The organism is Streptomyces sp. TRM49041 (genome assembly GCF_008271805.1).
Lineage (GTDB): Bacteria > Actinomycetota > Actinomycetes > Streptomycetales > Streptomycetaceae > Streptomyces.
The window spans coordinates 204467-213511 of the sequence record NZ_VSRY01000171.1; the positions used below are offsets into that span (position 1 = coordinate 204467).

At 70.9% G+C, this 9045-nt stretch carries 10 protein-coding genes; 4 read left to right on the forward strand and 6 right to left on the reverse strand.

Annotated elements, in window-relative coordinates:
* Nucleotides 1–365: 365 nt before the first annotated feature.
* Nucleotides 366–974, reverse strand: coding sequence for a DUF2017 domain-containing protein (locus FVS66_RS32205; RefSeq protein WP_149184780.1), 609 nt, complete (start codon nucleotides 972–974; stop codon nucleotides 366–368).
* Entirely contained in the window at nucleotides 974–1288 is a 315-nt protein-coding gene (gene clpS, locus FVS66_RS32210; RefSeq protein ID WP_149184781.1) for an ATP-dependent Clp protease adapter ClpS, read from the reverse strand. Before clpS ends, FVS66_RS32205 begins: the two co-directional genes overlap by 1 nt.
* A 76-nt stretch (nucleotides 1289–1364) precedes the next feature.
* On the opposite strand from clpS, the gene FVS66_RS32215 reads away from it, so the two are divergent.
* Both FVS66_RS32215 and FVS66_RS32220 read left to right on the forward strand, forming a co-directional pair.
* Entirely contained in the window at nucleotides 1365–2705 is a 1341-nt protein-coding gene (locus FVS66_RS32215; RefSeq protein ID WP_149184782.1) for a nicotinate phosphoribosyltransferase, read from the forward strand.
* A gap of 116 nt (nucleotides 2706–2821) precedes the next feature.
* On the forward strand, nucleotides 2822–3409 hold the full coding sequence (locus tag FVS66_RS32220; protein WP_149184783.1) for an isochorismatase family protein: 588 nt from the start codon (nucleotides 2822–2824) through the stop codon (nucleotides 3407–3409).
* A 67-nt stretch (nucleotides 3410–3476) separates the two neighbouring features.
* Here the strand turns inward: FVS66_RS32220 and FVS66_RS32225 are convergent, their stop codons facing one another.
* Nucleotides 3477–3773: a hypothetical protein gene (locus FVS66_RS32225; protein WP_149184784.1), complete on the reverse strand. Its 297-nt coding sequence runs from the start codon at nucleotides 3771–3773 to the stop codon at nucleotides 3477–3479.
* Between the two features lie 123 nt (nucleotides 3774–3896).
* The gene (locus FVS66_RS32230) at nucleotides 3897–6344 is read right to left on the reverse strand and encodes an immune inhibitor A domain-containing protein (RefSeq protein ID WP_149184785.1); all 2448 of its coding nucleotides are present in this window, start codon (nucleotides 6342–6344) and stop codon (nucleotides 3897–3899) included.
* Between the two features lie 457 nt (nucleotides 6345–6801).
* Here FVS66_RS32230 and FVS66_RS32235 point away from each other — a divergent pair, with 457 nt between their 5' ends.
* Nucleotides 6802–7044 carry a hypothetical protein gene (locus tag FVS66_RS32235; RefSeq protein WP_149184786.1) on the forward strand — a complete coding sequence of 81 codons (243 nt, stop codon included), beginning with the start codon at nucleotides 6802–6804 and terminating at the stop codon, nucleotides 7042–7044.
* A 160-nt stretch (nucleotides 7045–7204) separates the two neighbouring features.
* Nucleotides 7205–7474: a hypothetical protein gene (locus FVS66_RS32240; protein ID WP_149184787.1), complete on the forward strand. Its 270-nt coding sequence runs from the start codon at nucleotides 7205–7207 to the stop codon at nucleotides 7472–7474.
* Here FVS66_RS32240 and FVS66_RS32245 read toward each other — a convergent pair.
* Together FVS66_RS32245 and FVS66_RS32250 are read right to left on the reverse strand one after the other, a co-directional pair.
* Nucleotides 7463–8209: an RDD family protein gene (locus tag FVS66_RS32245; protein WP_149184788.1), complete on the reverse strand. Its 747-nt coding sequence runs from the start codon at nucleotides 8207–8209 to the stop codon at nucleotides 7463–7465. The genes FVS66_RS32240 and FVS66_RS32245 overlap by 12 nt on opposite strands.
* A 62-nt stretch (nucleotides 8210–8271) precedes the next feature.
* A partial coding sequence (locus FVS66_RS32250; protein WP_149184789.1) for an RDD family protein occupies nucleotides 8272–9045 on the reverse strand: 774 nt, incomplete at its 5' end.

The following is a 9045-nucleotide window of genomic DNA, read 5'->3' on the forward strand; positions in this document are numbered from 1 at the left end:
GTTGTCCGATCCGGCGATGTGCCACCCCGTCGGCCGCGGACTCGGACGACGTGGGTCACACAGGTGGTGCGGAGTGGCTGGAACCGATCCACTCACTCCACGGCACGGCTGGGGGCCCCGCTGTGGAGTTGCGAAGTTTTACCACGTGTTTCACTGATCGTTGCGTGATGCGGGTCACACAATGTCGGGTCGAAGCGGCCCGGGGGAAGAGAAGTGCAGGAGCGGTGATGCGATCGTTATGCGGAATCCGTAGTTCGCTGAGCGGACGCCGCGGCGGGCTGGATTTCCGTGTAGCGGACGGCCCTGGCCTGCACCTATTACGGCGCGTCATGGCGCACGAGGGCCCCACTCCCGCCCGCGGGAGGCTACGGCAGGAGTGTTTCGACGAGAGTCTCCTGAAGTGCGCCCAGCCACAAGTAGGCCATCACCATCGGTTTGCGCGGATCCGAGTCGGGCAGCCGGTAGAGGTCGCTGCTCTCGTCCTCGTCGGTGACCTCCAGCCTGGTCCCGATGGTGAGACGGAGGTCGTTGAGCGCGCCGAGCCAGTGGCGTGATTCGTCGGTCGTGAGTTCCAGACGGCCCCCTTCCTGCCCGCGCGCCGCCAGAGCGTCCAGGCCGCGTACGACGGTGAGCACGTCCTCGCGCTTGCGGGCGCGCAGATCGTTCTCGGTGAAGCGGCGGAACTCGGCGGAGGCGGCGCGGAGCTCCTCCTCCTTGGCGGCGTCGCCGTCGCCGTCCGCGTCCGGGTCGCCGTACGCGTCGGGGAAGAGGCGCGCGAGCGCCGGGTCGGACGGCGGCTCGCTGGGGCCGTCCTGGAAGAGCGCGGCGAGCGGGTCCTCGCCCTTGGCGGGCTCGTCGCCGGGGCCGATCAGCTCCAGCATCTGGACGGCCAGCGAGCGCAGGATGGAGATCTCGACCTCGTCGAGCGGGACGGCCGCGCCGCCGCCGGGCAGCGCCTCGAAGTGCCCGCTCATCAGCCGCGGTCCTGGGAGAGCGTCGCCCACAGGCCGTATCCGTGCATCGCCTGCACGTCGCGCTCCATCTCCTCGCGGGTACCGCTGGAGACCACGGCCCGGCCCTTGTGGTGCACGTCGAGCATCAGTTTGTGCGCCTTGTCCTTGGAGTAGCCGAAGTACGTCTGGAAGACATACGTCACATAGCTCATGAGGTTGACCGGGTCGTTGTGGACGATCGTCACCCACGGCACGTCGGGTTCGGTCACGGCGAAGTTCTCTTCGGCCGGTGCCGTTCGTTCGATCTCTACGGGAGCAACACTCACCCGGTCCATGCTGCCACTGAGGGTGGGGGGCCGCACAAACCGAGAAATCGTCACTCTGACGAGTATTGGGGGTACGATTCCTGGCATGAACGCTGCGGACCTAGGGCTTCCGGTGGCTGTGCCGTCCACCGCGCTCTTCACCGACCAGTACGAGCTGACCATGCTCCAGGCCGCCCTCAGGGGTGGCACCGCCGACCGGCGCTCGGTCTTCGAGGTCTTCACCCGGCGGCTCCCCGAGGGCCGGCGGTACGGAGTCGTGGCCGGCACCGGCCGCGTCCTGGACGCCGTGGAGAACTTCCGCTTCGACCCGGACGTGCTGGGCTTCCTGCGCGAGCGGGGCATCGTCGACGAGGCGACGCTCGCCTGGCTGGCGGAGTACCGCTTCAGCGGGGACATCTGGGGCTACCCGGAGGGCGAGGTCTACTTCCCGGGCTCGCCGGTCCTGCGGGTCGAGGGCACCTTCGCGGAGTGCGTCCTGCTCGAGACGGTGATCCTCTCCATCCTCAACCACGACTCGGCGATCGCCGCGGCCGCGTCCCGGATGTCGGCGGCGGCCGGCGGGCGCGGACTGATCGAGATGGGCGCCCGCCGTACGCACGAGCTGGCCGCGGTGGCCGCGGCGCGGGCCGCGTACGTGGGCGGCTTCGACTCGACGTCCGACCTGGCGGCGGGGTTCCGGTACGGCCTCCCGACCGTGGGCACGTCCGCCCACGCCTTCATCCTTCTGCACGACACCGAGCGGGACGCGTTCCGGGTGCAGGTGGACTCGCTCGGGCGGGGCACGACGCTGCTCGTCGACACATACGACGTGGCCGAGGCGGTGCGGGCCGCGGTGGAGGTGGCCGGGCCCGGGCTGGGCGCGGTGCGCGTCGACTCGGGAGACCTGCTGCTGGTCGCGCACCGGGTGCGGCAGCAGCTGGACGAGCTGGGGGCGCGGGACACACGGATCGTCGTCACCTCGGACCTGGACGAGTACGCGATCGCCTCGCTGGCGGCGGCGCCGGTGGACGCGTACGGGGTGGGGACGCAGCTGGTGACCGGGAGCGGCCACCCGACCTGCTCGATGGTCTACAAGCTGGTCGCCCGGGCGGACTCGGCGGACCTCGCCGCGCCGCTGCGGCCGGTCGCGAAGAGGTCCCTCGGCGGGAAGGCGTCCGTCGGGGGCCGGAAGTGGGCCGCCCGGCGGGTGGACGCCGACGGGGTCGCCGAGGCGGAGGTCGTGGGCACCGGGACGATGCCGCCCGAGCTGGTCGAGCGCCGGCTGCAGGCCCGGCTGGTCAAGTCCGGCGAGGTCGTCGCGCGCGAACCGCTGGAGGCGGCGCGGACCCGGCACATCGCCGCGCGGGCGGGGCTGCCGCTGTCCGCCGTCCAGCTGTCGCGTGGGGAGCCCGTCATCACCACGGAGTACGTCGCGGGGGCGTCGTAGCGGAACGCCCTGCCACAGCGGGATGCGCCCCCTCCCGCTGGGTGCGGGAAGTCTCTACGCTCGACACCATCCCCACTCCCGACCACCGACCGCTCCCCCACCGAAGGACAACCGCCATGCACCGCGCATTGATCGTCGTCGACGTTCAGAACGACTTCTGCGAGGGCGGCAGCCTCGCGGTGGCGGGGGGCGCGGATGTCGCCGCCGCCATCACGGACCTGGTGGGCGAGACCGCCGGGGTCGTGTACCAGCACGTCGTCGCCACCCGGGACCACCACATCGATCCGGGCGACCACTTCGCCGACCGCCCGGACTTCGTCCGCTCCTGGCCGCCGCACTGCGTCGCCGGCACCGAGGGCGTCGGGTTCCATCCGAACTTCGCGCCCGCCGTCGCCTCCGGTGCCATCGACGCCGTGTTCGACAAGGGCGCCTACTCCGCCGCGTACAGCGGCTTCGAGGGCACCGACGAGAACGACGTCTCCCTCGCCGACTGGCTGCGGGCCCACGACGTGACCGAGGTGGACGTCGTGGGGATCGCCACCGACCACTGTGTGCGGGCGACCGCGCTGGACGCCGTCGCCGAGGGGTTCCGGACGCAGGTACTGCTGGACCTCACGGCCGGGGTCGGCGAGGAGAGCACTCAGCGAGCGCTTGAGGAGCTCCGGGCGGCCGGGGTGGAGCTCAGCGGCAAGCCGGTCGTCTGAGGACGCCACGCGGCGCCGCGTGGTGCCGCGCGGCACCGCGTGGCGAGCCGCGTGGCGTCAGGGGCCTCTACGGCTGCAACAGCGCCCGTATCGGGTGCCACAGCTCCTGCGCGCTGCTCGGCGCCGTGCGCCACAGGAGGCCGTCGGGGTGGTGCAGGACCGCGGTGATCTCGTCCGGGGTGGGGGGATGGGTGTTGCCGCGCAGGTAGACACGCAGCCCCAGGTTCCTCAGACGGGTCAGCGCCCTCGGGCGGTTACCCGCGTGGACCAGGATCCTCACCTCGCCGACCCCCGCCGGATTCGGCAGGCTCAGCGCGACCACCACGCTGCCGCCGGGCAACTTGCAGAAACCACCACCGGGCATGGCTGAGCGCTCCCCCGTGAGACGTGTGTCAATAAGAGTCGGTCAGGTGCACCTAAACACGATCGGCCGCCGCCCCGCTAGGGGGCGACGGCCGATCAAGCTATGACCTGCGGTTTTACCGATTTACCTGGTCGAAGGACCCACCTTGACGGTGATCGTCCGGCCGTTGCGCGGCTGCTGGACGATCGCGATCCGGGTGTTGGTGTCAGTTACCTTGACGCTCGCCCGCGGGTTGCTCTCGAACCAGTAGACGCCCTTGCGGTCGTCGAAGACCGGGTTGCCCCACTGCCCGCCGACGCGCCGCTCGACGCCCGCCTTGTGCAGGGTCATGCCGCCGGTGCGGTACCAGCTGAACGGCGAGTCGTAGGACTGGATGCGGTTGCGCATCAGCGTGCCGTCCGCCCACGTCAGCGGCTTCGGGTGCGCGTCGACCGGGAGGATGAGGCCCTCACCGGGGTGGACGGCGGTGTTGTTGTCGTTCTGGGAGGTGTCCCACTTCCAGATCATCAGGCCGGTCTGGTACGGGTAGTGCTCCACCCAGCTCGCCTTGTCGCCCGTGAAGCCGAAGTTGTACGGGCCGACCTTCAGGGTCGCGTCGTACGACGCGTACTGGCGGTTCTCGGCGATGTAGTACTGCGGGTAGTCGTCCGTGATGGCCTCGCCGATGCGCGAGAAGCCGTTGGACGTCCAGCCGGGGGCCTCCGTCTCGGCGTTGTCCGAGAAGAGCTCGGCGCCGTCGGCCGTCACCACGATGTTGTCGGCCGCGAAGCCCTTCTGGGCCACGCCGCCGTCCGTCTGGTAGCGGAAGCGGAGGTCGACCTTCTGGCCCGCGTACGCGTCGAGCGAGTACGCCAGCTTCTTGAAGGACTCCGAGACGCCGGTCAGCGCCGAGGCGCCGCTCGCGTCCTTCGGCAGGGCCTGGCCGTCCGCGGTGCCGTCGAGAGCGGTCCACTGCGTGCCGCCGTCCGTGGAGACCTCGGCGTACAGGTAGTCGTACTCGTCCTCGATGTCCCACCAGGCGTCGAGGGTCAGCTCGGCCTTGGCCTTGCCGGTCAGGTCGACGGACCGGGTGAGGGTGTTCTTCAGGTCGTCACCCATGTTGCTCCACCACTGGGTGGCGCCCTGGACCGGCTTGACGATCGGGGTGGTGACCCTCTTCTTCGGCAGCTCGACGACGAGCGCCTGCGGGTTCTTGGTGTTGTACGCCGCGACGCCCAGCTTGTGCCTGGACTTGGTGGCCGCCTTGGCCTTCTCGTAGTTGAGCCAGCCCAGCTGCAGCTTGTCCCAGGCGGTCATGTCGCCCGGCATGTCGCCGATGGAGTCCTTGCCGGTGCCCAGCCAGGAGCCGGACGACATCAGGGACCAGAAGCCCGTGGAGTTCTCGGCGCCCGCGCGGCCCGAGGTGTCGTACAGGTCCGGCAGGCCGAGGTCGTGGCCGTACTCGTGGGCGAAGACACCGAGGCCGCCGTTCTCCGGCTGCATCGTGTAGTCGCCGACCCAGATGCCGGTCTCGCCGATCTGGGTGCCGCCGGCCTTGTTCCCCTCGGGGCCCGTCTTGCCGGCGTTCGTGCCGTACGCGTACCAGCGGTGCGCCCACAGCGCGTCGCCGCCCTGCGCGCCGCCGCCGGCCGACTCGTCCTCGCCCGCGTGGACGATCTGGAAGTGGTCGATGTAGCCGTCGGCCTCGTTGAAGTCGCCGTCGCCGTCGAAGTCGTAGCGGTCCCACTGGTCGTACTGCGCCAGCTGGGCCTTGATCTCCTCGTTCGACTTGCCCTTGGCGGCCTGGTCTGCGGCCCAGGCGTTCACGCCGTCGCGGACGACGTCCCAGACGTTGGAGCAGTTGGAGTTGCCGCAGTAGTTGGAGCCGTAGCGGGCCTCGTTGTACTCCACCTTGACCCAGTCCGAGACGGCGCCGTCGACCGAGTACCGGCCGGACGAGGTGCGCTCGTAGTAGGTCTTGAGGGAGTGCTTCTGCTTGCCCTGGGCGTCCTTGCCGGTGCCGAAGTACAGATCCTGGAAGTGCTTCTGGTCGTAGTCCTCCTGCCAGGCCGTGGAGTTGTCCTTCGTACGGTCCGGCTTGGCTATCCGGTTGTGCAGCGGGCCGGGCGTGCCGCCGTACTTCGGCTTCGGCTCGTCCGTGTCGTCGTCCTTGCGGTCGACGAGCGTCTCGGTGTCGACCTTGTCGCCGAACTCCACGAGGATGGTGAAGATCTTGTCGGTCTTCTCCCGGCCGAGCTCGACGTACTTCTTGTCGTCGAGCTTGACGACCTGGGACCTGCCGCGCTTCTCCACCTTGGAGTCGCCGGCCAGGACCTGTTCGAGGGCGGCCTCGCGCTGCTTCGACTGCTTCTCGCTGAACGGGCCTTCGAGGTCGTGGTCGACCGCGGCGGCCTTCTCGTTCTCGTGGGCGTGGCCCTCCTCGACCGCGCCCGGCGCCGGGTCGTGGCGCTCGATGCCCGCATCCGGGCGGTTGTCGGCCTGTGCCGTGGTGAGGGCTCCGGCGGTGGCGGCGGTCGCGGCCAGGGCCACGAACACCGCGGACGCGCGGAACGCCCGTCGTCTGCTGGTCACTTGTATGTTTCCTCCCCTGCGCACCGCCAACGCGGATGGGGGGTCACGTGTTTATCCGCGTGCGGTGTCGCGCCACAAGTGGACGACATTCGACCGGACTTACGCGAGAAAAGACAGTCTTGACTTGCACAGGCCAAGTGCCTTATATGGAAACCCCGGTCCGCATACCGGACAGGGAGAACGGGCCGGTCACGGCTTCGACGCGGAACAGGGGATGCCCTGCCGCGGCGCCGAACGGCGCGGGCGTAGCGGGCCTCGTCGTACTCCACCAGGCCCCGGTCCGAGACCTCACCCTCGACCGAAGGGCGGCCCAGGAGACCTGCTCGCAGTTACGTCTCGAGCGACTCGGCGCCGGGGCCCTCGCCGAAGTACAGCCTCCCGTAGTGGGCGCGCGGTCGCAGTCGGGTCGCCAGTCCGCGGAGTTGTCCGGGGTCCGGTCCGGCCGGGGTATCTCGTCGTGCCGGGGCCCGGGTGTGCCGCCGTACTCGACGATTGGCGGCTTGGCGCCGTTCAGCCCGTCCGGGTCGTACCGGGTGGTGTCGTCGGCCCTGTCGCCGAACGCGACCAGGACCGTGAGGATACGGTCGGCGCGCTCGCGGCCCGGCTCGGCTGTGCGGCGGTCGCCGGCCCGGCCGTCGTCACGAGGCTCGACGGTACGGCGGTGGCGACGTCGATCTCACGTACGGTGCGGGACACTTGACGCCGCCTCCCCTGTGATCCACGCCCCTGTGCGCCCCCGATACATCGGCACGGTGGGTTAGGTCACGCTTACTGGCGGTTCCCCTCGGGCATCCACCGTCGTAGAGTCGTCAATCAGTGCGACCGCGTTGCGAGACTCCACCACGAGGACGGAAACCGCCATGCCGCGTCCGACCGCCGCACAGCTCGCCTACGGTTCGGCCACTGTCGTCTGCTCGACCGTCGCCCTCCTCCTGCTGTTCCCTACGACCACCGGCGCGGGGATCGCGCTCGTCGGCGCGGCCGCGCTGCTGCTCGGACTGAGCGTCACGCTCGCCGCGCCGCTCCGCGCCCGCGTCCGTGCCCGTGCCCGTGCCCGTGGGGCCGGTACCGGGGCGGGGGCGGCGACGCCCGACGCGGCCCCGGAACGGCAGCCCTCACTACGTCGTTGACACCACCACCGTCTTGGCCGCCTTGTCGTGGAAGCCCTGTTTGTAGGGCTTGTCCACGAGGATCATGATCAGCAGGAGCAGCGGCCACAGACAGGCGCAGCAGATCAGCGCGGGCAGCCACAGCACGAGCGCCCGGATCAGCGCGGGGTTCGTGGTCGGGACGCTGCCGTCGTTGAGCATCGCGACGCGCAGGCCCATCAGCCGCTTGCCGACGGTCTGTCCGTTCCGCTTCGACGTCATGAGCGTGTCGTAGGCGACGTACGCCACGATCGAGATGAGCTGGAACGCCCACTGGCCGCCGGTGTTGTCGCCCGTCCACACGTCGCCGAGGTCGTTGCCGTCGTCGGTCACCCGGGTGTAGATGCCGAACGGGATACCGAGGGCGGCGAGCGGGATGAAGATGATGAGCCAGTCGACGAGGCGCGCCAGGACGCGCTTGCCGGTGTCGCCGAGCGGCGGCATCCCTGCGAGCGGGTCGGTGCCGCCGTAGCCGTAGGGGCCACCGCCGTACGGCCCGTCCCCGGGTGGCCCGCCCCCGGGTGGCCCTCCGCCGTACGGCCCACCGTCGTACGGTCCGCCGCCGCCCGGCGGCCCTCCCTCGTACCCCCCGCCCCCGGGCGGGGGCGGGGGCGGTGGGGCGCTGTCGCCCTCCGGGGGTTCCGACGGCTGCTGCGGGCGCTTGCGGAACGGGTCGTCCTCGGGCGGCTGGCCGGACTTAGGCGGTTCGTTGCTCATGGGGGCAGTGCATCCCGCCCCGCCGACACCCGCATCCGGTCATGTGCCGTTCGGGGGAAGGCTTACCGCCTGGCCACGAACGTGCCCGCCGCCTTGTCGTGCCAGCACTGCCGCCACGGCCGGTCGACCAGACACCACAGCACGTTGACGACACCGATCGCCAGGAGGCCGAGCACCCCGTAGACCAGCCAGCGGCGCAGCGCCCCGCCGAACGACGGCGGCTCGTACGACTCGAGGTCCCGCACCTCCAGGCCGCACAGCTTCTTGCCGAGCGTGCCGCCCCACTTGGCGGTGGGCAGCGCCTCGTACAGCACACCGAGGACCAGGAGCAGCGCGAGCGCGATGCCGAACTGGACAGAGGTCGTGCTGTCCACCAGCCAGACGGTGACCGTCTCACCGGAGCGCTTGGCCTGCTCGATCTTGTCGAAGATGTGGTCGACGCCCTTCATGACGAACGGCGCGGCGGCCGCACCGGCGAGCGCGCCGAGGACCAGGGTGTCGACGACGCGGGCCGCGAGCCGCTTCCCGAGCCCGGCCGGGCGGGCGGCGGCCCGCTCCTGGGCGGCCCTCAGGAACGGGTCGCTGACCGGGGGCTTCCAGGGGACGACCGGCTGCTGCGCGGCTGCCGCGTCGGGGCCGGGGACCGGCGTGGGCATGGCCGGGGCGGGGGGCTGCGGCTGTGCGGGGCCCTGCGGCTGGGCGAGCTGATGGACCTGCTGCGCCCAGGACGTGGCGCCGCCGCCGGAGCCCGTCGCGAGGGGGGCGGAGGGATCGGCGGGGGTCGCGGGCGCCGGTGCCGGGGCGGGCGAGGCGGCGGCCTGCGGCGGGACCTGCCC

Coding starts and splice junctions, on each gene's coding strand:
- FVS66_RS32240 (WP_149184787.1), top strand. CDS start 7,205: ATGCCGCGTCCGACCGCCGCACAGCTCGCCTACGGTTCGGCCACTGTC.
- FVS66_RS32220 (WP_149184783.1), top strand. CDS start 2,822: ATGCACCGCGCATTGATCGTCGTCGACGTTCAGAACGACTTCTGCGAG.
- FVS66_RS32225 (WP_149184784.1), bottom strand. CDS start 3,773: ATGCCCGGTGGTGGTTTCTGCAAGTTGCCCGGCGGCAGCGTGGTGGTC.
- FVS66_RS32215 (WP_149184782.1), top strand. CDS start 1,365: ATGAACGCTGCGGACCTAGGGCTTCCGGTGGCTGTGCCGTCCACCGCG.
- FVS66_RS32205 (WP_149184780.1), bottom strand. CDS start 974: ATGAGCGGGCACTTCGAGGCGCTGCCCGGCGGCGGCGCGGCCGTCCCG.
- FVS66_RS32245 (WP_149184788.1), bottom strand. CDS start 8,209: ATGAGCAACGAACCGCCTAAGTCCGGCCAGCCGCCCGAGGACGACCCG.
- clpS (WP_149184781.1), bottom strand. CDS start 1,288: ATGGACCGGGTGAGTGTTGCTCCCGTAGAGATCGAACGAACGGCACCG.